Source organism: Paraburkholderia sp. J41, assembly GCF_905220235.1.
Taxonomy (GTDB): domain Bacteria; phylum Pseudomonadota; class Gammaproteobacteria; order Burkholderiales; family Burkholderiaceae; genus Paraburkholderia.
The window spans coordinates 227,537-253,757 of the sequence record NZ_CAJMZE010000001.1 but is presented as its reverse complement, the minus strand read 5'-3'; the positions used below and the strand labels follow the sequence as shown (position 1 = coordinate 253,757).

Here is a 26,221-nt window from a genome sequence, read left to right as displayed (position 1 = left end):
GCAATTTCGGTTGGGCGAACATTACAACGTAAATCGCCGGATTTCTACTATTGCGAACGGCCAATGCAAACGGTGGCCGACGCGCGCCACCGCATCCGCCTCCGCATCGACCGCCGCATCGACCACCGCATCCGCTGCCGCATCGACTGCTGCATCGGCCGCCGCAATCGGCCCGGAAAGCCCCTCGCCGCGTCAGTCCGAATTCGCGAGGAACGGCGACATCGGCACGCGCGGCGGGAACGGCTGCGCACCCGACTGCTCGCTGAAGCTGTAACGCAGATACACCGCCGCCAGCCATTCGCGATACTGATACGCGTTGCCGAGCGACGCCATCGCGCCCACGGCCAGTTGCGGCCCGAGCTGATATTCGCCGCTCGCGTAGAGCGAATACGCGAACCCGGTTTTGCTCTGGCCGGGATAAACGGCGTTCGAGTCGAGCGAGGCCGTGGTCACGGCGTTCATGTTGTTCGAAGCGTTGGTCTGGCGAATACCGTCGAGCGGGAAATACGGCACCGCGTCCTCGCGATAATGCTGCACGCCGATCGAGCCTTTGAGGTCGAACGTGAACGGCCCGTTGCGGCCCGCGTATTCCACCGGCAGGTTCAGGATCACGTACTGTTGCGGACTGAAATAGCCGCCCTGGCCGTACGTGAAGTACGACTGGTTTTTGTCGAACGTCATCCACGTCGTGTTCACGCCGACGGTAAAGGTCTGATCCGCGTCCTTGTAGACGCGCGTGTAGAAACCGCCGCCCGCCTTGCCCGCGAGGTTGCCTTCGACGTGATGACCGTCGTAGTACGAAACCTCGCCGTTCACGTAGAGGCCGTCGGTGCCGTCGTCCCAGCCGAGCGCCGCGCGCCCGCCCGACTTTGTCACGCCGCCCCATTCCAGGCCCGCGCCCGCGTCGCGCGCGCCCGCGTAGGAAAGCAGGCTGTCGGTGACGGCGCGGCGCGTGATCGCGAGCGAGTAGGCGACCTTGTCGGTCGCGTTGCCGTCGTATTCGAGGCCGCCCACGACGTTCTGATATCGAAAGCCCACGGGCGTGCTGCCGATGTCGGCCTTGACCGACTGGCTTTGATAGCCGATCGACAGGCCCACTCCGCTCGCCGTTTGCGAGCCGAAGTTGCCGCTGCTCGCCGCGCCGTTCGAAAGCCCCGAGCCGAAGCGCGCGGCGGTCGGCAGGCCGCTCGCCGCCGTGCCCGCGTCGAGCGTGACGGGCGTGGCCGTCACGACCACATGGCCGTTGCCGGCCTTGATGCGGCCTTCGATGGGCGCTTCGATATCGGTCAGGTTCGACAGGCCGTCCTCGCCCGCGCGATTGCGGAACACCACGCCGCCCGTCACCGTGCTCGACTGCTCGCGGTTGACCTGCGCGAGTTCGTCGGCGACGCCCAGCGTCTGCGAGTTCGCGACCTGGCGCGCGCCGCCCCCCGCGCCGTTTGCGCCGGCGGCGGGCGGCGCATACGCCTGCGCGTAGCCAGCGGGCGGCTGCGGAATGTAGTTCGGCGCGTTGTATGGCTGCGCAGTTTGCGGATACGGCGGCTGCGGCGTGTAGGGCTGATAGCTCTGCGCGTACGGTTGCGGCGCATAGGGTTGCGGCGCATAGGCTTGCTGTGGATACGGCTGCGGCGCGTACGGTTGTTGCACGTACGGCTGCTGCGCATAGGCTTGCTGCGGATACGCCGGTTGACCGTACGCCTGTTGCGGATACAGCGGCGCATACGCCTGCTGCGGATAGCCGCCTTGCTGCGCATAGGCGGGCGGCGGCGCGGCGCGTTTGGCCGTCGATTTGCGCGTGGCGGCGGCGCGGCGAGCGGGCGCGGGTTGCGCATAGGCGGGCTGGCCTTGCGCGGCCTGCGCGGCGGGCGACATCGGCCACGGCGTGGCGACGTAGGGCTGCTGCGGATAGCCGTTCTGCGCGTACCCGTTCTGGGGATAGCCGTTCTGCGGATAACCGTTTGGCGCAGTGCCGTTGGGATAACCGCCCTGCGCATAACCGTTTTGCGGATAACCGCCCGCCGCGTAAGGCGCGCTCTGCTGCGGATAACCCTGCGGCTGCGGCGCGTGGTTCTGCGGCGCATACGGCTGCTGCGGCGCATCGCCGTTCGGCGCGTAAGTCTGCGGCGCGGGCGCGTATTGGGAATATTGCGAATACGGCTGGAGCGGCTGCGCGGAAGGCGGCCCGCCCGAGGCGCTCGACCCGGCGGTATCCTGGCCGTAGCCGCTGGTATCCGTCGGCGCGACAGGCGCCTGGTATCCCGAGACGGCGCCGGCGGGCGCCGTGTACGGAGTGACATACGGCGCGGGGGGCGCGGGCGGCGGCGGTGAAATAGGCACGGTCGTAACGGGAGACGAAAGAGTGGACCACGAAGGCGAGGTCGGCGCGGGCATCGTGTACGCGGGCGCCGCGCCGCCGGGCGCGCCCGCGTTGAGGTTGGCGGGGTTGGCGGCGTTGGCGGTATCCACGGCCGTCTTTCCTTCAAACGGATTGGTGCCCGGCAACGGATTCGCGCCGATCGGCCGGCTCAGCGCTTCCCAGCCGCGCGGCACGTTCGCGACCGGCCCGGCGTAGGCATTGCGCAGGCCCACGGGCGTGGAACTGGCCACGAGCGACTTTTTCAGATACGTCGATGCCAGCGAGAGCTTGCCCTCGGCGCGATACATGCGGCCCACGGCCGCCAGCACGTCCGGGTCGTCGGGCGCGGCGTTGAGCGCGGCGTCCGCCATCTGCCCGGCGTAACGCCAGTCGCGCGCGCCCATGGCCGCGTAGAGCGCCGCCAGTTGCAGCCCGCGGTCGTCGGGACGCCGCGCGATGGCGATGCGGTAGCACTTGAGCGCGTTGGCCGGGTCGCCCGCCGACGAATAGAGCCGCGCGAGCGACGCCTGGAGGTCGGGGTTGTCGGGCATCGCCGCGAGCCACGGCGCGATCACGGCGTAGGCGCTCGCGAGGTCGCCGCGCTGGCGCACCGTATCGGCCTGACGCACGACGATCGCGAGATTGAGGTTGTCGAAGTCGGTGCGCTGCTCGGGCGTGAGCGGCATGGCTTGCAGGCGGCGCATCACGTCGCCGAGCAAGGCGTCCTGATGGCTCGCGAGCAGGATGCCCGCGTATTGCAGTTGCAGCGCGGCGTCGTTGGGCGCGGCCGCCATCGCGCCTTGCACGAGCAAGAGCGCGCGATACGGGTCGCCCGCCGCCACGTAGCCGCCCGCGAGTCGGCCCGTGAGCGAGGCGTCGCCGGCCGCGACCGGCTCGGCCGCACGCAGCATCGCGATAGCCTGCTGGCTCTGGCCGCGCTTCGCCATTTGCGTGGCGAGATCGACTTGCTGGCCGATCCACAGCCGATGCTGCAACGTCGTCATCGCCGCCGTGCGGCTCGCGGCCGGAATGCGGTCGAGCATTTGCAGGCCGTTCGCAGAGTCGTGCGTCTGCTCGGCAAGCAGCGCGCTCGCGTAAAGCGCGTCGACCATCTCGGGATGCGCCGCGAGCAGGCCGTCCATCATGCTGCGCGCGGTGCCCACGGCGCCCTGGCGCACGTAGATGCGCGCGAGGTCGAGCCGCAGCCACGGATCGTCGGGATTACTGACCAATGCGCTCTCGAACAGGCTGCGCGCGCGGCCCAGATCGCCTTGCGCTTCGGCTTGGCGCGCCTGCGCCGCTTCGGCCGTGCCGCGCAGCCGGTCGATGCCGCCCGCCCTGTTCTGCTGCTCGACGGTGAGCTGCGTGGCGAACCGAAGCGCTTCGTCGCCGCGCCCTTGCGCCGCGAGCGCGCCCACGAGCCCGCGAATCGCGTCGGGGTTATCGGCCTGGCGGCGCAGCGCCATGCGGTACGCCTGCTCCGCGCCTTGCGGATCGTGGTTCGCGAGCAGCAGTTCGCCGAGCATGACTTGCGCCGTCACGTCGGAAGGATTGAGCGCGATCGCGCGTTCGAACAGCGACTTGGCCTTCGCGACTTCGCCGTTGCTCTGCGCGCCGAGCGCCTCGCTCGTGTAGGTCCAGTAGTTCGCGCTCGCGAGCGCGTCGCGCCAACGCGCCGGATTGCCCGCGCGCGAGGCGCGTTCGAGGTCATTGCGCGCCTGCTCGAAATGCTCCTGCTTCAATTCGATGACGCCCATGCCGCCCAGCGCGTCGGCGTCGTTCGGCGAATTGGCGAGAACGGCCGCGAACCGCGCGCGCGCCGTCACGAGATCGTCGCGGTTGAGCGCGGCAAAACCGTCGGCGATGGCGCGCCCGCGCGCATCGTTCGCGGCCTGGGCAAACGCGCGCTCGCGCGTGGCCTCGTCCTGCGACACCATGCCTTCGTAACGCGCCTTCACGGCCGGATCGTCGGGCGCGAGTTTCAGATACGACTCGAACAGCGCCTGGTCCGAGGGCCGCGCCGCGAGCCACAGCAGCGCCTGCCGCCAGCTTTGCCGCGCCTGCTGGCCATACCTGGGATCGGCGGCGAGCACTTGCAGACGCGCGATGCCGTCGCGGCGCGTGGCGTCGCGATAAGTCAGATGCTGCGCGTAAGCGAGTTGATAGCGCGGGTCGTCGGGATTCTGGCGCGCGAGCGCTTCCAGGCCCTTGCGCGCCTCGTCCCAGCCGTTGGGCGTGGCCGCGAGCGCCTGGTAATACTCGAGCTGAAGCTCGGGCGTCGCGGGCTTGCCGTTCAGCGCCTTCTGATACTGCTCCACCGCCGACGCGCTCTTGCCCATTTGCGCGAGCCTGCGCGCGTCGTTCACGGTCTGGTCGCGCGGGCTCGTCTGGCCGAGGCGGCGGCCGAGATCGTCGATGCCCGGATAGGCGGGCGCGACCGAGCGCAACTGGTCGAGATAGCCTTCGGCTTTCGCGCCGTCCTTGCGGTCGGCCATCACCATGCCCATGCCGAACAGCGCGTCGGGCTGCTTCGGGTCGATGCGCAGCACCTTCTGCCATGCCTGCTCCGCGAGGTCGCCGCGGCCGTGCGTCTGCCAGTACTTGCCTTGGTCGATGAGCGCCTTGAGCGCGTCGTCGGCGGCGTGGGCGAGCGGCGCGTGCGCAAGCGCGGCCAGACCCGCGAGGGCCAGCGCGAGCGCCGTGCCGCGCAGGCGCCGCGCCGGTGTCGCGCGGGGCGGCGGGGCGGGCGTGGTTGCCGTGGTTGCCGTGGTTGCCGTGGTTGCCGTGGTTGCCGTGGTTGCCGTGGTTGCCGTGGTTGCCGTGGTTGCCGTGGTTGGCGTGATCGGCGTGATCGGCGTGATCGGCGTGATCGGCGTGATCGGCGTGATCGGCGTGATCGGCGTGATCGGCGCAATCGGCATGCGCCGCGTGTTCGGCCTCATTGGCATGCGCCCTCCCACGCGGGCACGAGCCGGCCGTTCACGTCGAAGCGGTAGCGGCCGTTCACGGCGCCGCCGCCGAACAGGCCGAGCACGCGGTCGTAGTAGACGGGCTCGCTGCCCGCGCCGCCGCCGTCGAGCACGGCGAGGCGCGTGCGCGCGAGGCCGACGCTTTTCGCGTCGCCGAGCGCGGCGAAGTACGGCGCGAGCGCGCCCCAGTAGCTGAGCGGGCCTTCGCCCGTGCCCGCGCCGCTCGTCGCCGAGACTTTCTCGGGCGGCACGCCCGTTTGCGCGACGCGCGACGCCATGCCGCGCACGGCGTCGAGCCACGGCTTCGCGAGCGGGTCGCCCGGATTGGCGAGACCGGCCCAGAGATAAACGCGAATGGCGTCGTAACTGCCGGTATCGCCGTTCTTCGGATCGACGACGAACTGACCCGCGCGCCACGCCGCCCAGTCCGGCGCGAAACCGCGCGGCGCCGTGGCCGCGACCAGCTTGAACGCGTTCTGCGCGAGCGCGTTCCACGAGCCGCCGCGCAACGCGTGTGCGAGGCCGCGCAGCACCGGCAGCGGCAGATAGCTCGGGTTCAGGCGCGTCACGTCGCCGCTCACGAAACCCTGCGGCCCCGGCAGCAGCATCGGCCCGAAACCGGCAAGGTCGGCCACCTCGCGCTGCGCGATCTCGCTCGCGAGCGCCGTGCCGAGCGCCGTGTAGTCCGGCGCGCGCCACAGGCGCCCCGCTTGCAGCAAATCGTAGGCAAGCCACAGATCGGCATCGGCGGCGGCGTTTGCGTCGATCACGCCCCAGGTGCCGTCCGGCCGCTTGCCCCATTGCCACGCGGGCAGCCGCAGATTGCCGGGCGCGAACTGGCCGCCCGCGAGATTCGCGCGGGTCCAGCCGAGCATCTTGTCGAAGTTCACGCGGTCGTTGGCGACGAGGGCGAAAAACATGCCGTAGGACTGGCCTTCGGAAGTGGATTGCTGCGCGGGCGTGGAAGCGTCGAACACGCGGCCGTCGGCCTGCAAGGCATGCGCGACGAAACTGCGGTACGCGGCCCAGTCGCCGCAGCGCGTGTTGGTCTGCGTGTTGGTCTGCGTGTTGGTCTGCGCGTTGGTCTGCGCGTTGGTCTGCGCGACGTTCCGCGCGCCGGTCTGCGCGGTCTGCGCACTGGCCGGCGCGGCCGCCAGCGACGCCGCGAGCATCGACATGAATACCGGCACGAGCGCCGCCATCCGCGCCGCCGCGTGCGTTCGCGCGCGGCGCGGCGCGGCGTGTTCGAAAAATCGGCTCGGGTTGCCAGAAGTCATGACGGTCAATCCTTGAGCCGGCGCGCGGCGATCCCGCGCAGCACGCGATAGAACAGCGCGGCGATCACGACCGCGGCCAGCACGCCGCCCAGCAGCAGCAGCAACGGATGCGAGGAGAGCACCCAGCGCATGTATTGGAGCGGCGTGAGCTTGCCCACGTAATACGTGTCGCCGTTCGAGGTGACGGTGACCGAGCGGCCGTGAATCACGTCCATCGCGCCTTGCACTTGCGGCAGCACGTCGGCGTCGAGCAGCGCGGACTGCATGTCGGCTTCCGGCTCGCCCGGCGAGGTGATGAGCGCCACCACGCTGCGGCCCGCCTTGAGCGGCGATTCGAAGCCCGTCATCAACGCGCTGCCGCCGTTGCTGACCATGGAAAGATCGGCGCGCGCGCTCGCGCGCTCCACGCCGCGCGGGCCGTGCCACCAGTCCTCGAACTGGTAGACGGCGTCCGAAAGCGTGAAGCGGTTCGAACCGCCGTCGCTCGAGAACGGCATGGATTTGGCCCAGCGCGCGAGGAGCGGCTGGCGGCCGGGGCCGCCGAGCACGAGCAGGTCCTTGTCGGCGAGCGAATCCACGTCGCCCGCGCTCGCCACCGTCACGCCCGTGACCGGATATCCCGTCGATTCGCCCATGCGCCCCATGGCGAGCAGGAACAGGCTGTAGTCGCCGCCCGTCGGGTTGTCGGGCAGCACCACGGCGGTTTCCGAGAGGTCGGCCATGCGCGTGAACGGGAAGCCGCTGTTGGCGAACGCCGCGAGATCGGGCAGCGCCATGTAGTGCGGGAACGACGAGAGGTCGATGGTGGAATCGGGATCGATCGTGCCTTCGACATTGCGCAGCAGGCGGCCCGAGCATTCGCCGGTATCGGGAATGTCGTAGAAGTAATGAAGCCGCAGTTGCGCGCGCGGCGTGAGCAGCAGCGGCGGAATGTGGATGATGCGCCGCGACACGCCCGCCGAATACGCCACCGCGCCGAAGCGGCCGAGAAAGCGGTTGAGGCTGAAGCGCGCCGGGTTCGCGGCCGGAATCTGCAACGCCTGCACGAAGCTGTTGTTCACGCTGATGTTGAGCGACGAGCGGTCCGGGCGCGGGCGCACCGTGTAGTGGTAGCTCAGGTCGATCGGCGCGCCCTTCGTGTTCCACATGAACATGTCGGGCGGAACATGCAGATTGAGCAGGATCGGCCCGGCGTCGTAGCCCGCGACCGAGAGCGAGCGTTCGTCCACGAGTTCGCCGAAGCGCACCGGCCGGTTCGACGGCAGCCAGTTCGGCGCGTCGTAGGGCGCGCGCGGCTTGAGCGTCGTGAGCTGGTTCACCGTCACGGCCGTGCCCGAGAGCGTGTTCTGGCCGAGCGCGAGCGCGCTCGCGGCCGTCTTGAGTTCTTCGTCGTTGCGGCCGAGCACGAGCAGCAACTGGCCGCGCGCGGGCGCGGCGCGCTCCGTCACGGCGATGGTCGGGCCGTTGACGGCGGGCAGCGTCACCCCGTCGGGCAAGGCGGAAGGAGCGGCGCCGGCCAGCGCGAGCACCACGGCATTGCCCGAGAGCGGCACGCTGCCCACTTGCGCGGGGAAGGTCGCGCCGCGATACCCGGCGAGCGCGCCGAACCAGGAGGCGAGCGTGCCCGCGGCTTCGAGCGTCGCGGCGTCGGGCCTGGCGGCGAACACGAACGGCAGTTCGAGGCGGCGCACGTCGCGGCGGTCGAAGAAGGGCTGCGGCAGCGCGCCGAGGTCGGGCTTCGTGGGCAGCGAGGCGTAGGTGAGATCGAGCGAACTCGCGTTGCTCACGGTCGCCCAGAGCGCGGAGCTGGCCGGGTCTTCGCAGCGCCGCGTGTAATGGCCGATCAACTGGACGTTCAGGTGATTGAACTCGGTGATGAAGCGCGGATCGAGCGCGATGTCGCGCGCGATGGTCGTGCCCGCCTGCGCCGGCGGCACCGGCAGCGTGGCGGCCACTTCTCCGTTGACGAGCACCTTCAGTTGCGAAAGATCGGGCAGCAGCGCGGGCGAATAGCTGTAGACGAGATGCAGCATCGCGGCCGTCACGACTTCGTCGTTGCGCACCGAGAACGGCACGCCGTTCTGCCCTTCGGTGCCGCGCAGTTGCAGCGGGTCGAGCGCGCCGAGATCGGCGAACGTGAGCGTCTGGCGCCGCCCGCCAGGCACGAGCGTGCCGGGATTGGCCGTGGTGGGCGGGCGCATGCCGAGCAGTTTCTGCTGCTCCGCCGGCAACGGCGGCACCGGCAAGCCCAGCGCGGGCTGCACGCCCGCCTGCGTGTCGAACGGCTGCGCCGCGCCCGGCGGCGGCACGGCGCCCACCGCCGTCGCGCCGTCGGCCGCGCGGCCCGCGGCGGGCGGCGGCGGTGCGCTCGCGCTCTCGCCGGTGCGCTTGCCCGCGCCTGCCGTTGCGGCCGTGCCCGAGGCCGTTTGCGCCATCGCATCGACGCATGGCGCCGCCACGAGTTGCAGCGCGAGCGCGCAAACCAGCGCGCGCGCCGCGCGCCTTCCCTGCGCCGGGCGCGCGCGATCCGCAACCTGCGCAGAACGCGCCGCGCGCCGACCCTCGCCCCGGCGCGCGCGCCCGAGCGACACACCGCTCCATTTCTTCATGTGCCTTAACTGTCTTTTTGTCCGCCGCGTTTTTCGCCGCGCCTTCCCCATGCGCGCAGGTCGACGTAAAGGTGTTCGAAGAGTCCCCCAATGCCCATCACGCCCGCTTTCAGCACATGCGAAAGCGCGCGCAGCGGCGCGTCCTTCTCGCGCCCTTCGGCCCAGCCGGTCCATGCGTCGGCGCGCGAGAACGTCGTTTTGACGAAGTCGAACTCCTGGTCCTTCGTCATCTCGTGAAAGTGCAGCCCCGCGCGCCCCGGCGCGGAAAAGCTCACGGTCGCGCGAAACGCGTATTCCTCGTCGCCGCGAAAGAGCGAGACCGTGACCTTCTCGTGCAGCGGCACCGAGAGGTTCTGCGGCAGCTTCACGCCCACGCCGCCTTCGGAATAGTCGACGGTCTCGCAGGCGAGCGTGCGTCCCGTGCCGAAGCGCAGCATCACCGGCATCCGCATCGACACGCGGTGTACCGTGCGCACCTGCTTGTGCTCGTTCGCCGCGGCCACGCTCGCGCCGAGAATCAGCATGTTGTAGGCCGTCCACGCGAGATTGAGAAGCGTCGTGTCGACCTCGCTCCTGACGTGCCAGTACGCCTCGATATGCCAGAGCCCGAAAGCGAAGCCGATCAGGTTCAGCAGCAGCAGCGCCAGATACGGCCGCGAGATCGCCCAGTCGAAATAGTTTTCGGCGATCTGGCCGCCCTTGGCCGTCACGTTGAACTTGCCGAGCTTGGGGTTGATGAGCGCGAGCAGCGTGGGCGCGGTGATGTACGACGCCAGCACGGACTCGTACACCTCGGCCCAGAACGAATGGCGGAACGCGCTCTGCATGCGCGAGTTCGTGATGTTCGCGTGGAACATGTGCGGCAGCGCGAACAGCGCGATGGTGGCCGCCGACGCCTGGATCACGTGCGCGCCGAAGAACAGGAACGAGAGCGGCGCCGTGAGAAACACGAGACGCGGGATGCCGTAGAAGAAGTGCATCATCGCGTTCAGATAACACAGGCGCTGGCCGAACGAGAGCCCCTTGCCGACGAGCGGATTGTCGACGCGAAAAATCTGCGTCATGCCGCGCGCCCAGCGAATGCGCTGGCCGATGTGCCCGGAAAGGCTTTCGGTGGCGAGACCGGCCGCCTGCGGGATCGCGAGATAGGCGGTGGTGTAGCCGAGCCGGTGCAGCTTGAGCGCCGTGTGCGCGTCCTCGGTCACGGTTTCCACGGCAATGCCGCCGATTTCCTCCACCATCGAGCGGCGCAGCACCGCGCACGAGCCGCAGAAGAACGTGGCGTTCCAGAGGTCGTTGCCGTCCTGCACGAGCCCGTAGAACAGCTCGCCTTCGTTGGGCACCTTGCGGAACGTGCCGAGATTGCGCTCGAACGGATCGGCGGAGAAAAAATGGTGCGGCGTTTGCAGCATCGACAGTTTCTTGTCGCGCAGGAACCAGCCGAGGCAGATTTGCAGAAACGAGCGCGTGGGAATGTGGTCGCAGTCGAAGATCGCGAAGTATTCGCCCGAGGTGATCTTGAGCGCCTCGTTGATGTTGCCGGCTTTCGCGTGGCGGTTGTGCGCGCGTATCGTCCAGTTCACGCCCACTTCCTCGCAGAACGCCTTGAATTCGGGGCGGCGGCCGTCGTCGAGCACGTGAATCGAGAGTTTTTCGGCGGGCCAGTCGAGCGCGAGCGACGCGTAGATGGTCGGCTTCACGACGGCGAGCGGCTCGTTGTAGGTGGGAATGAAGATGTCGACGGTGGGCCAGTCGTCGCGCGAGGCGGGCAGCGGCACGGGCTTGCGCTTGAGCGGCCACGCCGTCTGGAAGTAGCCGAGCAGCAGCACCACGGCCGCGTAGACTTCGGCGGAAACCAGCAGCAAGCCCCAGACCGCGTCGATCGGGCGCGTCCAGTAGGTGGTTTCGGTGAGGCGCCAGAACATGTAGCGGCCCGTTGCGAGCAGCGAGAGCATGATCATCACGAGCGTCGCGTAATGGCCTTCCGCGCGCCGGAACAGCAGCGCGCACACGAAGCAGCAGGCTGCGAACAGCAGTTGCTGCGCGTTCGTGAGCGGCACCGTGAACACGAAGAACAGGGCGACGAGCGAGAACAGCACGAGCACGATCGCGACGGGCAGGCTGCCCCAGATGCGCGCGTCGGCGAAACGTTCGAGCCGCGAGGCGCGCTTGCCGTCGCGCGAGAATGCTTCGACGGAATCGGGGCGAACCGTGCTCATGCCACGCTCCTGCGGGCGAGGCCGGGCGCTTCGAGCGCCGCGAGCAGCCATTTGCCGAACGCCTGCATGTCGGCGCAAGCCTGGCACATCGGGTCGTAGCGCACGACCGTGGTGTTGCAGGCGAGCGACTCGCTCACGCCTTCGTCGTCATGCACCACGCCCGGAAACATGTGGTCGCCGAGCATGTCGCGCAACACGCGCAGCACGTCCTTGTTGAGCTGGCGCGTCTGATCGACCTGGTTGACGACGTAGCCCTCGCCGCGAAACTCGGGGCGCGGCGCGGCATAGGCGTCGATCATGCGCTGCATCTGCGGGATCGCGGCATACGAAGCGGCGTCCGCGAGCACCACGTTGACGGCGAAATGCGCGGCCGTGAGCGCGGCGCGCGTGTAGGCCGACGAGCCCGGCGGCGTATCGACGATCACGATGTCGGGGTCGCCCAGGTGCAGCGCGTCGAGGCCGCGTGCGAGCCAGCGCGGGTCTTCGTCGAGATGGCGTTCGAACAGATGCTGCTCCTCTTCGATCAGCGCGCCGAACGCGAGCACCAGCACGCCGCCGGTGCCGTCGACGATCGCGCTTTGCCACGGCGCGCCGGTGAGCGCGGCGCGCGACAAACCGTCCACGCTGTCGAGCGGCACGCCGAAGTAGAGGCGCAGCGAGTTCTGCGGGTCGAGATCCACGGCCACCACATGACGGCCCTGCGCCGCGAGCACCGCGGCGAGATTGGCGGCGATCGTCGTTTTGCCGACGCCGCCCTTCGCCGAGACCACGCTCACGACTTTCATGGTTTGCGGGCTCCCTTGAGGAACCACGGGCGCGCCGTCGGCTGCGCCGCGCCGCCGGAGTTCCGGCTCGCCTCGCCCGAAGGCGATGCGCCGCCGCCGCGCAGACGGTCGAACAACGAGGCAAGGCGCTTTTCGCCGCCGGACACGGGCGGCGCGGCTTGGGCCTGCCCGGAAGCCGGCGCGCCGAAGAGTTTTTTCAGCGGCGCGGCGGGTTGTGCGGGTTGCTCGCGCGCTTGTGCGGGTTGTGCTGATTGTGCTGATTGTGCTGATTGTGCTGATTGTGCCGCTTGCGCTGATTGCGCTGATTGCGCTGATTGCGCTGATTGCGCTGATTGCGCTGATTGTGCCGGTTGCGCGGACGGCGGCGCTTGAACCAAGCGCGCCGCTTCCGGCTGCGGCGCGGCTGACGCGTCGCGCCACGTTTGCGGCTGGCCGGGCGCGCCGTTCGCCGCATTCTGCGGCGTGCGCAAGCCGGCCTGCGGACCCGCTAACGTTTGCGTCGAGGCCCACGTAACGCCGCCGCGCGCCGGCACGCCTGCGCGCGCGCTTCCCAGCACGGCGGACGGCTGCACGAAACGCGGCGCGGCCGGTGCGGCAGGCGTCATGGCCGGTTCGGCGGCTTCCCTCGCGGCGTCCGGGGTCGCTTCGGGCGTAGGCGTTTGCAACGAAGCCGACGCCGAAGGAAGTGCGTCGGGCGCGCTCGTCGCGGGCATCACGAAGCCGAGCGGCGCATCGTCGCCGGGTTCATTGGCCGCCGCGTCGCGCTCCGCGCGCTCATCGGCCTGCGCGTCCGGCTCCGGCGAAAACCGGTACGCGCCGCTTTCGGGCGCGGCGGGCTTTTCCTTGCGCACCACCGGCGGCACGTCGCGACGCGGCGAGCGCGTGAAAAGCGGCGCCGAACGCCGCAGCGCCGCTTGCGAGTTGTCCTGCTGGCCAGACACGCCGGGGCCGCCAGGCTCCGCCACGCCGGGTTTGCCGGTTCCCGCCCGAGCAAGATCGGAACCGGCCGCCTCGGTTTTCGTGAGTTCGACTCGCCGCGGATCGAGCATGCCGAGCAACGGCCAGCGGCCGCGTGCATCGCGCGCCTCGTTTTCCATGCGAATTTCCCGATAACCGTTGGCGTCTCCGCCAAACCGGTCGAAGAGTGCCTTGATGTCGCGCGAGCTGCTCATAAGACTCACTGGAAGCGTGAACACAGAAAACCGGGCGGCGCGGCGCTCAGGCCACGGCGCGCGCGAGATGGAATTCGACGACGAAACCCTCCCCCGGCGCGCTCGCCTGCACCACGCTCAGATCGGCCGCCCCCATCGCGTCGAGCCACGTCTGATAACAGCCTTGCAGGAACGCGGGCGACCACGCGAGCGCATCGCCGCCGAAAGCAGCAAGCGGCGCGCCATAGTGCAAGACGCGCAGGTAGTCGCCGGCGTCGTCGAGTTCCACATAGCCCCATTGCATGGCGGCCCACTGCGCGTTGAGCGCCTGCGCGAGTTCGCCCGTCGATTCGCACGGCGGCAGCGCATGGCAGTCGGCAAAGCGCGTGCCGATGCGGAACATGAGTTGACGCAGCTCGTCGCGGCTCAGTTGCGATTCGAACTCCGCCGCCAGCGCGCGCAGCACGCCGCGCCATTGGGGCGAAAGATGTTGCTCGAGCAGAACATCGACGACGGTCGGCATGGGCAGGCTCATCCCTGAATCGCAAAGTGGCTGACGGACATCCGGCCGTGACGCCTGCGCGTCGAGGCCCCGAATCCAACGCATGCGTTACCCGGCATGCGCATTAATCGAAACTGTACCTAACGCGATTAACAGGCAGTATTTGGATTTTCACGAGTATAGCTCAGTCGATTTCCCTGATACCGCCCTTCAAAATCGGCAAATATCGGGAGAAAATTCTCAAAAAATCGAGCCGAGTCGGTAAGAAAATCGCAAATTCCCATACGATACGCATGTCTCCCTGCGCTGCGCCGGGGCGATTTATTTAAGCGTTATCTGAAAATCGGCAAAAGCCGGAGTCATAACACAATGCGCGACGATTTTTTTCGGTAGTTTTTTCACGCGTCGCCCGGAATGATTTGCCGCAGCGATATAAATAAAAATAACGAATTATTTACACGCCATGCGCGGTGCAATACGGCCGTAAGCCATTACGGCGGCGAGAAGTCGCGGAAGGATTACTGCGTCGCGCCGTCGGCGAACGGATGGGCGGGCGCGTCGGTCGCGCGCCATGCGTAGCGCCGCAGCAGCGCCGCATAGCCGTCGATCACAAAGCCGCCGCATTTACTGCGGTAGTCGTCGCGGCGCAACCGGTACGCCAGCGGCAACTGAAACCACGGCAGCCCCGGCAGGTCGTGATGGACGAGGTGGTAATTGTTGTTCAGATACAAGAGGCGCATGACGACACCCGCCTCGTTGATGGCGATGCGCGCCTTCGGCGCCGGAGCCGCCCGATGCTCGTAGAGCGAGCGCACCATCGCGAGGCCCAGTGCGGGCCACGTGATCGCCACGAGATAGAACCACCACGGCACGCCCGCGTAACGCTGCACCCCGGCGAGCAGCACCGCGACCGCCGCGGCGTGCGCGAGCCACATGCGCACATGGCGCGCGTCGCCCGCGCGACATGGTCCGGCGGCGCCGGCCAACATCGCGGCCACGGCCATCGGCGGCCCGATCAGCACGCGCCCGAAGAAACTCTTGCGCGCGCGCCACAGCACGCGCTGCCAGCGCGGCAGGCGCGACCATCGCTCGGGCTGCACGTAGTTCGTTTCGGGGTCGATGCCGGGCACCGTGAGCGCCTCGTCGCGGTGGTGCGCCATGTGGCTTTCGCGGTAGAGCGCGTACGGAAACCACACGGCCAGCGGCGGCCAGCCGAGCGCCATGTTGAGCGCGGCGAAACGCGTGGGATGACCGTGAATCAGCTCGTGTTGCAACGACATGTGCCATGCGCACAGCACGATCAGAAGCGGCGTGGCCGCGTAGAGCGGCAAACGTCCCGCGTGCAGCGCGGCCAGCACGCCGAACCAGCCGCCGTAGATTGCGGCGATGACGAGCCAGGTCGGCCACTGCGTGCGCGCCGCGAAATGCGCGCCGAGCGCCGCGATGTCGCGTGCGTGATCGGAATCGAAATATTCAGCCATGCTAATCAAATCCGCTCGCGTTGGCGCTTGCCGTGAATGCCCGAGGCCGCCGCATTTGCGGTCACATTCGTGGTCACATTCGTGGTCACATTCGTGGTCACATTATTGGCCGCATTATTGGTCACATTCCCGGCTGCATCGGAGACCGTAGTCGTAACCGGGTTCGCCACCGTGCGGATAACGAACCCTCACCGAGCCGCCAACATAACCGGCCCGCCGCGCCGCGCAAACCAATGGATTCGGCTTTGCTTATTCGCGCGCGCGCCGCAAAACGCCCGCGTAAGATGAGCGCATGAACGCGCCCGCCCGAACCTGGATAGCTTCCCTGCCGATGTACAACGTCACGCCGCGCCACGCCGCGTGGTGGCATGCGTTGCTGCGCGATACCGTTGCGCATTACCTGCAACGGCGCGGCGAACGCCGCGTCACGCTGATGGATTCCCCCGGCGGCGAACTCATGCCGCATTGGCGCAGCCGGAACCTGCTGCTTTCGCAGACCTGCGGGTTTCCGTATCGCATGCTCGGGCTCGAACACGACGTGCATCTGATCGCCACGCCGCAGTTCGACGCGCCCGGTTGCGAGGGCGCGCGGTATCGCAGCGTGCTGGTGGTGTCGGAGCGAGCCTGGCGCAACGGCGCGACTTCGCTTGAAGCGTGCCGCGGCCTGCGGGCGGCTTGCAATAGCGCCGATTCGCACAGCGGCATGAACGCGCTGCGGCACGTGGTTGCGCCGCTGATATCGCCCGCCTGCGAAGGCCGCTTCTTCGCCTCGGTGACATGGACGGGCTCGCACGCCGCCACGTTGCGCGCGCTGGCCGCGCATAACGCCGATATCGGCGCCATCGACTGCGTGACGTACGCCCTGCTGCGCGACGCGAACGACGAAACGTTGCGCCGCGTGCGCGAGATCGGCATGAGCACGGACGCGCCGGGCTTGCCGTTGATCGCCGCGCGCTCGCTCGATGATTCGGATGCCGAAGCATTACGCGAAGCGCTGGATGCCGCCTGTGCCGCCGACGCCCAACGCGCCCGCGCATTGCGTCTGCGCGGCTTCGCGCGGCTCGTGCCGGATGCCTACGCCGATATCGAGGCCATCGCGCACACGGCGCGCGGCCACGGCTATCCCGAACTGCGCTAACGGCGCATCAAGCGACGCGGTTCGCGCCGTCGCGTGCGAGGAATGCGCCGCAACCATCGTCGGGCATCGTGAGGCGATCGTGATGCAGGCACAGGCGGCTCGTGCCCACGGTCGCGCCCCATGCCGAACCGAACGACGCCAGGCCCGCAATGCGCGCTTCGAGCAACGCGCGGTCGTCGGCCCAGCGCACACAGCGCGCGCAGGCGTGCTGCGCGGCCGGGAATGCAACAACGCTCATTGCCGCGCTCATTGCCCCAGCGCCGACCAGTACGACGCGAACACATGCGCCGAGAGCAGGTAGCCGATCACCACGTTCACCGCCACGCCCGCCGTGAAAGCGAGGAACGGCTTCGCGCCCGTGGCCGACAGCGTGGCAAAGCGCGTGGTCAGCCCGATGCTCAGGAAGCAGAACGTGAAGGCCCAGGTGCGCAGCGCGACGATCGGCGCGACGAACGCCGGCGTCACCACGCTGCGGTAATCGGCGAGCGAATAGTGCGAGGCGACCCACGTCACGAGCGCCGAAGCCAGCACGAAGCCGATCACGAACTTCGGGAAGCGCGTCCAGATTTCGCGGGCGCGCGTGGTGGTGCGCACGTCGTCGCCGGGTTCGCGTTCCCAGCGCGTGGTGGCGACGACGGCGAGCACGAACGCCCAGATGCCGATCCAGATGTCGCGGCCCACCACCTTCATGAGCACGAACGCCTGTAGCGACGCCTCCGGCGCGCCCGCCACCGCGCCTGAAGCGTGGCGCGCGAGATCGCCGTAGGCTTGCGCGGCGGCAATGCCGGCCGCATCGGCGAATTCGGAAGTGCCGATCCAGGCCCCCGCGATGCCCGTCGGCAAGCCGAACGCGTGCGAGAGCGCGGGCAGCGCGAACACCATCACGATGGCCCACACGACCACGAGCGTGATCGCCACCGAAGCCTGCTCGCGCTTCGCGCGCACCGCGCCCGCAATCGCAATGGCCGCCGAGACGCCGCACACCGCGCCGCCCACGCCAAGCACGGCCGCGAAGCGCTGCTCGATCCCGAGCGCGCGCGCCACGCCGTAAATCACGAAGAACGTGACGAGCGAAACGATGGTCGCCTGCCCCACGGCCACCGGCCCGGCCCACGCGATGAGCGTGAGCGGCAGCGTCGCGCCGAGCAGCACGATCCCCACCTTGATATAAAACTCCACGCGCAACGCGGGCGCGAGCCACGCGGGCAACGTGAAAACGTTGGAGACGATCAGCCCGAGCGCGAGCGCGATGAGCGGCGGCTCGAAGTTATAGCGCGTCGCCTGCGCCCAGGCACCTAAGGCAAAGACAAGCGCCGACACCACGAACAGCACGAGAAAGCCGCCCAGAAACTGCGCGACGGGCAAGCCGAGCGCGGCGATCGCCACCGAAAACACCACGGCGAACGCGACGAACAGCGCGAGATAGCCGCCCGCGTGCGCCGCAATGTCGTGCGAGAGCGCGCCCAGGTCCGCCCAGCGCGCGGGCGCGACCGCCAGCGTCTTGATGCTGCTGCCCGAGGCGAACAGCGCCCACGCCGCCACGATCGCGAAGAGTCCGATCGCCACGGCCCACCAGTCCTCGGTGCCGAACGGCTTGCGTTGCGCGGTAGCGGCCGCGGGTTGACCGGCGGGCTTGCCGCCCTCGGCTGCGAGTGTCGTATTGCTCATGGCTTCCCCTGTGGTTTCCAAACCCCGTTTGCGGCGATTCGCGTGTCCCTGCGCGGGCAACGCGTCGCCGTGATTTTTTACGCTTGTCGAATCACGAATCAGTATGGAGTGCTGATCGACTCAACGGAAATCACTTATCGCTCTATGCTTATGGCGCTTTCTTTCTACGCTTCATTGCGCCCTTTCTTGCACCACGCCGGCGTAATCTTCGGCGTCGATGTCGTAGCCCGACGGTTCCCAGCGAATCGCGAGCAGCACGAGCAGCGAGGTGAGCGGCGCGACGGCAATCACCCAGAACACTTTCGTGCCCAGCGCCGCCGCGAGAATCGGGAACAGGAACAGCGAGATCGTCGATGCGGAGCGCACGAGCGTCTGGTTGAACCCCACGCCGATGCCGCGCAGCGAAGTGGGATAACTGAGCGATGCGTACGTCATGCTGTGCGAGCCGGGGCCAAACCCCTGACCGAACAGGTAGCCGCCCAGCAGCAAAATCGCGAGCGCGACGAACACGCCGCTGCCCGGATGCCCGATCAAGGCAAGTCCGATCAGCGAGACGAATTGCAGGCTATGGCCGAGCACCGTCATTTTCCACGCGCCAACCGTGGGCGCCGTGCGCACGCCGATCAAGCCGCCCACGAATGCAAACAGCAGATTCAGCGCGAGCGCGGCGACGATGGTGGTAAGCGGTCCTTGCTTGAGGAAGCTCGCGATGATCACGGGCAGACCGAAAATGATCGCGTTATAGCCGAACGACGAAGCCGCGCCGATGGTCGCCGCGAGAATCGTGCGGCGCCGATACGTTGCGTTGAACAGCACGCCGTAATTGCGCCATGAAGCGCCGCGCGCTTGCGGCTTCTCTGCGGCGCGATCGCGTTCGACCACGGCATCCACGCCATAGGTGCGCTTAAGAATGCGCGCGGCGCCTTCCAGATCGCCCTGGTTCGCGGCCCACACCGGCGACTCGCTGATATAGCGGCTGCGAACCGCGATGATCGCGAGCGCGGGCACGGCGCCGAACGCGAGCGTGAGCCGCCAGAGCCAGCCGAGCTGAGACTCCGGCAAGACCGCATAGAGGCCGAGAATCAGCAGATAGCAGGTGCTGGTGGCCGCGTACCATGCGGGGCACCACGCGGCCACGCTCGCGGCCTTGTTGCCCTTGCCCGCCACGCGCGAGAACTCGGCGAGAAACGCCATCGCCACGGGCAAGTCGAGTCCCACGCCGAAGCCCATGAGAAAGCGCGCGCCGCCCAGCACCCACGCATTCGGGGCGAGACCGGCCGCGATTGCCGCGACCACGAAGAACAGCATGTCGGCCATGAACACGCGGTAGCGGCCGATGCGGTCGGTGAGATACCCGCCGAACAAGGCGCCGAGAATCGCGCCGAACGTGATCGCCGCCGAAACGAAGCCCACCTGCACCGGCGAAAGCGCGAATTCGCGCGCAATGTCCTTCACGCCGTAGGCGAGCGAAGTGAGATCGTAGGCGTCGAGAAACACGCCGCCGAGCGCGATGGCGATCACGATGCGCGCATTGCTGCCCTTGGCCGCGCCCGCGTTGACGATACGCGCGACGTCCTGCGCCGAGCGGATCACGGCCTGCGCGCAAGCATCCGGCGAATGCGGCGCGGCATCGCTCGCGGTGGAAGTGGGAACGGCTATCGTCGACATGATGAAAACGCTCGCTGATGAGGGCAATCGCTGCATCGTAGCCACGGCGGTTGCGCGCGCAAAACGACGATTTTTGCTAAGCATTGCTGGCGAAATTGGTTGTCCGCGTGCATGGCGCTCTCTAGCATCGCCTCACCCTCAACTCGTCAACGTGACGCACACCATGAATAAAAGAAAACTGCTCGCCACCCTGCTCGGCACGCTCGCGCTGGGCGTGACATTCGCGGCCGCGCCGCTCGCCTGCGCGGCGGATCAGACCGTGCGCGTGGGCATCATGTCGGGCGAGGACGAGGACGTGTGGCGCGTGGTCGCCGCCAACGCCGCGAAGCATGGCGTGACGGTCAAGGTGACCACCTTCGGCGACTACACGCAGCCGAACGAGGCGCTTTCCGAGCACGATCTCGACGCCAATTCGTTTCAGCACAAGCCTTATCTGGACGCGCAGGTGAAGGCGCGCGGCTACAAGATCGTGCCCGTGGGCTTCACCTACGTGCAGCCGATCGGCCTTTATTCGCACAAGGTGAAGTCGGTTGCGGACCTGCCGCTGAACGCCACGGTTGCCGTGCCCAACGATCCGAGCAACGAAGGCCGCTCGCTGCTGCTGCTTCAGTCGCTGGGCCTGCTCACGCTGCGCGGCGACGTGGGCCTGTTGCCCACCGCGCGCGACATCGCGAGGAATCCGAAGCAACTCCGCATCAAGGAACTCGACGCGGGCATCGTGGGCCGTTCGATCGACGACGTGGACGCCGCCGTGATCAACACCGACTGGGCCGTGAAGGCCGGCATCAAGATTCCGCAGGACCGTATCGCGCAGGAGAAGGTGCCGGGCAATCCGTATCGCAACTTCATCGCCGTCAACGAGAAGGACGCGAATGCGCCGTGGGTGCATACGCTCGTGCAAAGCTATCAGCAAGCCAACGTGGCGACGGAGATTCTGTCCGTCTATCACGGCGCGACGCTGCCCGCCTGGAAGGACGCGCCGCAGCAGTAAGCTCGCGCGCGCGAAGCGCCGGACAGAAAAAGGCCGTTGATTCGGATAACGAATCAATGGCCTTTTCTGTATCACACGGGTTCCGTCACCCGGCGAAAGCTCGCGCCCGCGTGACGTTCGGGAAGCACCGGCGCTTCGCCGAAGAGTTTTTCGCGCAGCGTGCCTGGCGCGTACTGCGTCTTGTAGAGGCCGCGCGACTGAAGCTCGGGAATCACGAGATCGACGAAATCTTCGTAGCTTTCGGGCACCACGGTGCGGCTCAGGTTGAAGCCGTCCACGCCGGTTTCGTCGATCCACGCCTGCAATTCGTCGGCAACCTGCGCGGCGCTGCCGACGATGGCCGGATAACGCCCGCCCAGCTCGAACATTTCCAGCAGCTTGCGGCGCGTCCAGCCGTGCTGTTTCGCCGTGCGCGCGGCCGATTCGATCGCATTGCCGGGCGCGTAATCGACGGGCGCGTCCAGATCGTATTGCGCGTAGTCGATGCCGGTGCTCGAAGCGAAGTGCGCGAGGCCCGCCTCGCGGCTCGCATACTGCCGGTAATCCGCGTACTTCTCGCGCGCTTCGCGCTCCGTCGCGCCGGGCACGACCGCCGCGCCCACGAACACCTTCACGTCGTCGGGGCGGCGGCCCGCCTGCACGAGCTGCTCGCGCAGCGCGCGCACCGTTTCGCGCGCCGCCGCGCGGTTCGGCGGCGAGATGAACACGCACTCGGCATGACGCGCGGCGAAGCGCTGGCCGCGCCCCGAACTGCCCGCCTGAAACAGCACCGGCGTGCGTTGCGGCGAAGGCTCGGCGAGATGATAGCCGTCCACGCGGTAATAGCGGCCCGCGTGCGCCACGCGATGCAGCTTCGCGGGATCGGCGAACACGCGCGCGGCCTTGTCGCGCCGCACGGCGCCCGTTTCCCAACTGCCCTCCCACAATTTATAGAGGACTTCCAGGTATTCGTCGGCGCGCTCGTAGCGTTCGTCGTGCGGCCATTGCTGCTCCAGCCCCATCGCGCGCGCGGCGCTGTCCAGATAGCCGGTGACGATGTTCCAGCCGATGCGCCCGTTCGTGAGGTGATCGAGCGTGGAAAAGCGCCGCGCGAGCAGATACGGCTGCTCGTAGGTGAGATTCACGGTCACGCCGAAGCCCAGATGCGCGGTGACGGCCGCCATCGCGGGCACGAGCAGCGTGGGATCGTTCACGGGCAACTGGATCGACTCGCGCAGCGTGACGTCCACGTTACGTCGATAAACGTCGTACACGCCCACGATATCGGCGAGAAACAGTCCGTCGAACAGGCCGCGTTCGAGCGTGCGCGCGAGGTCGGTCCAGTACGCGAGCGTGCGATAGTCGGTCGAGCGGTCGCGCGGGTGCGTCCACAAACCGTGGTTGATATGGCCCACGCAATTCATGTTGAACGCGTTGAGCAGAATCTGCTTGTTCGGTTGCGCCATTGCCATGCTCCATGCCAGGTCGTCTGCCATTGGAACAGCGCGCGCGGCAATCCCCTACCAGTTAATTCGCGATTGCATATGCGCTTTCCCGATGAAGCGCGCTACGCGCTCGCGCTCGCCCGTGCCGCCGTGCGCGGCGCGCGCTCCAGCGCCAGAACCGACGCCGCAACGATCAGCAGGCCGCCGACCCACGCCGCCAGCGTCAGGCGCTCGCCGAGCCACACCAGCGCGAACAACGCGCCGAACACGGGCTCGCTGCCCATCAGCAGCGCGACGCGCGTGGGGCTGCTGCGGCTCATCGCATAGTTCTGCACGAAGAAGGCGAACAGCGTGCAGCCCGCCACGAGCCAGATCACGCTCCACCAGAACGCGGCGTGACCGTGCCACGCGGGCAGCGGCTGCCACTGCGCGGGCGCGACCGTAAGCGCGAGCGCCGCGCAACCGACCGCCACGACGCCCGCCTGCACCGCCGTGACCGCGAGCGGCGGCACCGCGCCCGCATGCATCGCGCGCTTGACGGCGCAGCTCGTGAGCGCGCGCAGCAGCGCGGCCAGCACCACGAGCCAGTCGCCCGCGCCGGCCGCGAAATGGCCGCCGGTCAGCAAGAACGCGCCGGCCATCGAGACGCCCGCCGCGCCCCACTCCAGCGCGCGCGGCGCGCGCCGCAGCCACGCCCATTCGACGAGCGGCGTGAATACGACGCACAGGCTGATGAGGAACGCCGCGTTCGACGCGCGCGTGAGCGACACGCCGAAGGTTTCCGCGAGAAAAATGCCGAGCAGCAGCACGCCCGCGCCCAGCACGCCCAGCCGGTCGCGCCAGCGCACGCGCGAAAGCGCGCCCAACGCGGGCGAGAGCAGCACGAACGTCAGGCCGAAGCGCAGCGCCAGCAGGCCGAGCACGGAATACGAGAGCAACGCGCCCTTGACGACGCCGTAACTCGTGCCCCAGATGAAAGCGACGGCCACGAGCAGGGCGTCGATGGTGCGAGGTGAGCGGAGGAACGTGAGCATGGCGGCGGGAGAGAAAAGAAGATGGCTTCGGCACATTGTCCGGCATTGCACTCGAAGCGATAATCCGGTTCATCGGAACATCATCTATGTCGGCAATGCACAAATGAATCCCACCGATCTCCTGCCTTTGCTGCCCGATCTCGCCACCTTCGCGCGCGTGGCCGAAGCCGGCAATTTCTCGCTCGCGGCCCGCCAGCTCGGCAGCACGCCTTCCACGGTGAGCCGCCAGATGCAGCGGCTCGAACGCGCGCTCGGCACCCGTCTGCTCGAACGCTCCACGCGCAGCTTGCGGCTCACGGAAGCGGGCGCCCAGGTGTACCGGCACAGCGCCGACATGCTCGGCGCGGCGGCCAGCGCGGCCGAAGCCGCGAGCCGCCTGAACGAGCGCCCGCACGGCCGCGTGAGCGTGAGCGCCCCCATTTCGTTCGCCCAGACCGTGGTGCATCCGCTGATCGCCGGTTTTCTGCGCGCTTACGAGGAAGTGGACGTGCAACTGCTTTTCACCGACCGCGACGTGGACCCGCTGCGCGATCACGTCGACGTGGTGATCCGCCCGACGCCCGCGCCGCCGCCGGGGCTGGCCGCGCGGCGCCTGGGCGCGCTGCACTGGATGCCGTGCGCCGCGCCGGCTTATCTGCGCGGGCGCGGCACGCCGCGGCACCCCAGGGATCTCGCGCGGCACGACTGCCTTTGCCTCGGCGAAAGCGCCGACGACAACCGCTGGCTGTTCCGGCGCGGCGCACGCGCGCACACCGTCGAAGTGAGCGGCCGCTACAGCGCCAACGACGTCAACGCGCGGCGCGACGCGGCGCTCGACGGCTGGGGCATAGCGAGCCTGCCCGAATTCGCGGCCGCCGACGCGCTGCGCGACGGCCTGCTCGTGCGCGTGCTGCCGGAGTGGTCGCTCGAACCGCGCGCCTACAGCGGCCCCGTGTGGATGCTCTATCCGCCCAACCGCTTCCTGCCGCCCAAGGTGCGCGCGCTGATCGACTGGCTCGGCGAGCGCATTGCGGAGTGAGCGCTCGCCCGGCGCGAACCGGCGCCATCCGCTGCTGCACGAAGCCGCCGACGACGGCCGCAACGCCGGCCGCAACGCCGCGCGTTTTCCCGCCGTGGAGCCGGTCGCGCGGCGCGCGCCGCTTGCGATCGTTTTTTCCGATCCGCGGATCGCCATGGTCGGGCAGGATCGTCAAACGCTTCGCGAGACTTTCGGGAAGGCGCGTTCGTCACCGGCGAGGCAAGTTTCGCCGATCAGGGCCGCCGCCGCGTCATGCTCAAGAATCAGCGCTTGGGCCACGTGTACGTGGATCGCGTCACGCGCCGCTTTGCGGGCGCCGAATGGTTCGGGCCGGCGGCCGAGCCTATCGGCCATCTGCCCGCGTGAAGCGTGCAAATGCGCCTGAGCGTGGACGACATGCTCGCGATGCCGTTCTTTCACCCCGTGGTGGAAGAAGGCTTGCGCACCGCGTTGCGCGACGCCGCCGCGAAACTGTCGAGCCCGCGAACGATAACGCCGTCATGAAGGCACGCGTGCTCGGCCAGTACGACGGCCCGTTCGATCCCGTCGCGCTCGATCATGCCGCGCTGGGGCGACGGCACGGCGGCGGAAAAGATCGTGGTGGACGCGGCATAGCGTGCCCGGGCTGCGCGTGTTGCGCCGCGCGTGTCGTTGCACGCGCAACCAACGCGTGACAACGCATAACCCACGCTTCACCGACGCGCGATCAAACCGGCACGTCGCCCTCGATCGTCGTGCGATACAGCTTGCGTCGCAAATGATCGGGCGTGCCGCCCGCGAGATGCATGAGCGAGCGGTTGTCCCAGAACACCAGATCGTGTTCGCGCCAGACATGCCGATAAAGATGCGCCTCGCGCACGCTATGCGCGAACAGTTCGTCGAGCAGCGCGCGGCTTTCGTCCTCGGGCAAGCCCACGATGCGCGTGGTGAAGTGCTCGCTCACGAACAACGCCTTGCGGCCCGTTTCCGGGTGCCTGCGCACGACCGGATGCTGCACGGGCTTCACCTGCGCGATCTGTTCCGCCGAAAGATTCGGCCGCCACGGGCTGCGCGCCTGCAACTCCGCATAACGCGCGAGATAGGTGTGTTCGGCGCGCAAGTCCTTCACCGCGTCGCGCAAATGCGCGGGCAGCGTGTCCCACGCGAGATGCATGTTGGCGAACAGCGTGTCGCCGCCTTCCGCGGGCAACTCCTGCGCATGCAGGAACGAGCCGAGGCTCGGCTTCTCCTTGTACGAAAGGTCCGAATGCCAGAAATGGCCCGCGTCGCCGAGCCCGATCGGCTGGCCGTTTTCGACGATGTTCGACACGATCAGCACTTCGGGATGGCCCGCCAGCGCGAATTGATGCAGCACATGAATCTGCAACGGCCCAAAGCGGCGGCTGAACGCGACCTGCTCGGCGGGCGTGATGCGCTGGTCGCGAAACACGAGCACATGATGATCGAGATGCGCGCGATGCAGGCGCGCGAAGTCGTCCGCGTCGAGCGCGCAGGCGAGATCGAGCCCGATCACTTCGGCGCCGAGCGGCGCGTCGAGCGCGCGAATCTCGAAGCGTTGACGGCCGGCGCGCGGCTCGCGCGCGGCGGGTGCGGGGTGTAGAGCGGTCGTGGTCACGCGAAAACCTTCCTGAGAACGATCGGCTCAATCTACGCGCGCCCACGCGGGCTGGCAACGAAGCAAATCCCATACGTTTATCCGCTGAAGTCATAACGGCGTCGCTATGGCGTACGGACGCGTTCCGCGCGTGCAAGACGCCTGGCCACGGCGAGCGTTCGAACCGGCGGCCACGTGCCTGTAGCCGGTCGCATCGAAAGCGTCGATTCGGCAGGCAAGCGCGGCCGAAAAGCCTCACGTCAGCGAGGTCATGGCGTGAGTTATCGAAAGAAGTCGCCGGTCCCGGCGCGGTGCCGGTTGCGACTCGTCGCTTCGA

The 26,221-nt window shown here is 68.2% G+C and carries 18 protein-coding genes and 1 pseudogene; 4 read left to right on the top strand and 15 right to left on the bottom strand.

Annotated features, from left to right (window positions below):
* Positions 1–192: 192 nt before the first annotated feature.
* From U5805_RS01105 to U5805_RS01070, 8 genes are all read right to left on the bottom strand, one after another.
* Positions 193–5,304 carry a cellulose biosynthesis protein BcsC gene (locus tag U5805_RS01105; protein WP_322101576.1) on the bottom strand — a complete coding sequence of 1,704 codons (5,112 nt, stop codon included), beginning with the start codon at positions 5,302–5,304 and terminating at the stop codon, positions 193–195.
* Positions 5,295–6,527, bottom strand: coding sequence for a cellulose synthase complex periplasmic endoglucanase BcsZ (gene bcsZ / locus U5805_RS01100; protein ID WP_322101733.1), 1,233 nt, complete (start codon positions 6,525–6,527; stop codon positions 5,295–5,297). Before bcsZ ends, U5805_RS01105 begins: the two co-directional genes overlap by 10 nt.
* An 80-nt stretch (positions 6,528–6,607) precedes the next feature.
* Positions 6,608–9,211, bottom strand: coding sequence for a cellulose biosynthesis cyclic di-GMP-binding regulatory protein BcsB (bcsB, locus tag U5805_RS01095; protein WP_322101575.1), 2,604 nt, complete (start codon positions 9,209–9,211; stop codon positions 6,608–6,610).
* Positions 9,212–9,216: 5 nt separating this feature from the next.
* A complete protein-coding gene (bcsA, locus tag U5805_RS01090) occupies positions 9,217–11,430 on the bottom strand; it encodes a UDP-forming cellulose synthase catalytic subunit (protein WP_322101574.1) in 2,214 nt (737 codons plus the stop codon).
* Complete coding sequence (gene bcsQ / locus U5805_RS01085; protein ID WP_322101573.1) at positions 11,427–12,215, bottom strand: cellulose biosynthesis protein BcsQ; 789 nt, start codon at positions 12,213–12,215, stop codon at positions 11,427–11,429. Before bcsQ ends, bcsA begins: the two co-directional genes overlap by 4 nt.
* Positions 12,212–13,387, bottom strand: coding sequence for a cellulose biosynthesis protein BcsP (gene bcsP / locus U5805_RS01080; RefSeq protein WP_322101572.1), 1,176 nt, complete (start codon positions 13,385–13,387; stop codon positions 12,212–12,214). Before bcsP ends, bcsQ begins: the two co-directional genes overlap by 4 nt.
* Positions 13,388–13,433: 46 nt before the next feature.
* The gene (gene bcsD / locus U5805_RS01075) at positions 13,434–13,889 is read right to left on the bottom strand and encodes a cellulose biosynthesis protein BcsD (RefSeq protein ID WP_322101732.1); all 456 of its coding nucleotides are present in this window, start codon (positions 13,887–13,889) and stop codon (positions 13,434–13,436) included.
* Positions 13,890–14,386: 497 nt separating this feature from the next.
* Complete coding sequence (locus U5805_RS01070) at positions 14,387–15,349, bottom strand: fatty acid desaturase (protein WP_322101571.1); 963 nt, start codon at positions 15,347–15,349, stop codon at positions 14,387–14,389.
* 331 nt (positions 15,350–15,680) lie between these two features.
* Here U5805_RS01070 and U5805_RS01065 point away from each other — a divergent pair, with 331 nt between their 5' ends.
* Positions 15,681–16,487, top strand: coding sequence for a phosphate/phosphite/phosphonate ABC transporter substrate-binding protein (locus U5805_RS01065; protein ID WP_322101731.1), 807 nt, complete (start codon positions 15,681–15,683; stop codon positions 16,485–16,487).
* A gap of 7 nt (positions 16,488–16,494) precedes the next feature.
* Here the strand turns inward: U5805_RS01065 and U5805_RS01060 are convergent, their stop codons facing one another.
* The 3 genes from U5805_RS01060 to U5805_RS01050 all read right to left on the bottom strand — a co-directional run bounded on the left by U5805_RS01060 (position 16,495) and on the right by U5805_RS01050 (position 19,823).
* Positions 16,495–16,725: a hypothetical protein gene (locus U5805_RS01060; RefSeq protein ID WP_322101570.1), complete on the bottom strand. Its 231-nt coding sequence runs from the start codon at positions 16,723–16,725 to the stop codon at positions 16,495–16,497.
* Positions 16,726–16,733: 8 nt separating this feature from the next.
* Positions 16,734–18,155, bottom strand: coding sequence for a YeiH family protein (locus U5805_RS01055; RefSeq protein WP_322101569.1), 1,422 nt, complete (start codon positions 18,153–18,155; stop codon positions 16,734–16,736).
* Between the two features lie 171 nt (positions 18,156–18,326).
* Positions 18,327–19,823 carry an MFS transporter gene (locus U5805_RS01050; RefSeq protein WP_322101568.1) on the bottom strand — a complete coding sequence of 499 codons (1,497 nt, stop codon included), beginning with the start codon at positions 19,821–19,823 and terminating at the stop codon, positions 18,327–18,329.
* Between the two features lie 163 nt (positions 19,824–19,986).
* Here U5805_RS01050 and U5805_RS01045 point away from each other — a divergent pair, with 163 nt between their 5' ends.
* Positions 19,987–20,814, top strand: a complete 828-nt coding sequence (locus tag U5805_RS01045; protein ID WP_322101567.1) for a MetQ/NlpA family lipoprotein — start codon at positions 19,987–19,989, stop codon at positions 20,812–20,814.
* A 71-nt stretch (positions 20,815–20,885) separates the two neighbouring features.
* On the opposite strand, the gene U5805_RS01040 is transcribed toward U5805_RS01045, so the two are convergent.
* Together U5805_RS01040 and U5805_RS01035 are read right to left on the bottom strand one after the other, a co-directional pair.
* Positions 20,886–22,259 carry an LLM class flavin-dependent oxidoreductase gene (locus U5805_RS01040; protein ID WP_322101566.1) on the bottom strand — a complete coding sequence of 458 codons (1,374 nt, stop codon included), beginning with the start codon at positions 22,257–22,259 and terminating at the stop codon, positions 20,886–20,888.
* A gap of 101 nt (positions 22,260–22,360) precedes the next feature.
* Entirely contained in the window at positions 22,361–23,272 is a 912-nt protein-coding gene (locus U5805_RS01035; RefSeq protein ID WP_322101565.1) for a DMT family transporter, read from the bottom strand.
* Between the two features lie 103 nt (positions 23,273–23,375).
* Here U5805_RS01035 and U5805_RS01030 point away from each other — a divergent pair, with 103 nt between their 5' ends.
* Positions 23,376–24,290: a LysR family transcriptional regulator gene (locus U5805_RS01030; protein WP_322101564.1), complete on the top strand. Its 915-nt coding sequence runs from the start codon at positions 23,376–23,378 to the stop codon at positions 24,288–24,290.
* A 13-nt stretch (positions 24,291–24,303) separates the two neighbouring features.
* A pseudogene (locus tag U5805_RS01025) lies at positions 24,304–24,794 on the top strand (dihydrolipoyl dehydrogenase); the annotation flags it as partial.
* Here the strand turns inward: U5805_RS01025 and U5805_RS01020 are convergent.
* Together U5805_RS01020 and U5805_RS01015 are read right to left on the bottom strand one after the other, a co-directional pair.
* A complete protein-coding gene (locus U5805_RS01020; protein ID WP_322101741.1) occupies positions 24,707–24,979 on the bottom strand; it encodes a hypothetical protein in 273 nt (90 codons plus the stop codon). The pseudogene U5805_RS01025 and the gene U5805_RS01020 overlap by 88 nt on opposite strands.
* A 17-nt stretch (positions 24,980–24,996) precedes the next feature.
* Entirely contained in the window at positions 24,997–25,905 is a 909-nt protein-coding gene (locus tag U5805_RS01015) for a TauD/TfdA family dioxygenase (protein ID WP_322101563.1), read from the bottom strand.
* Positions 25,906–26,221: the final 316 nt, after the last annotated feature.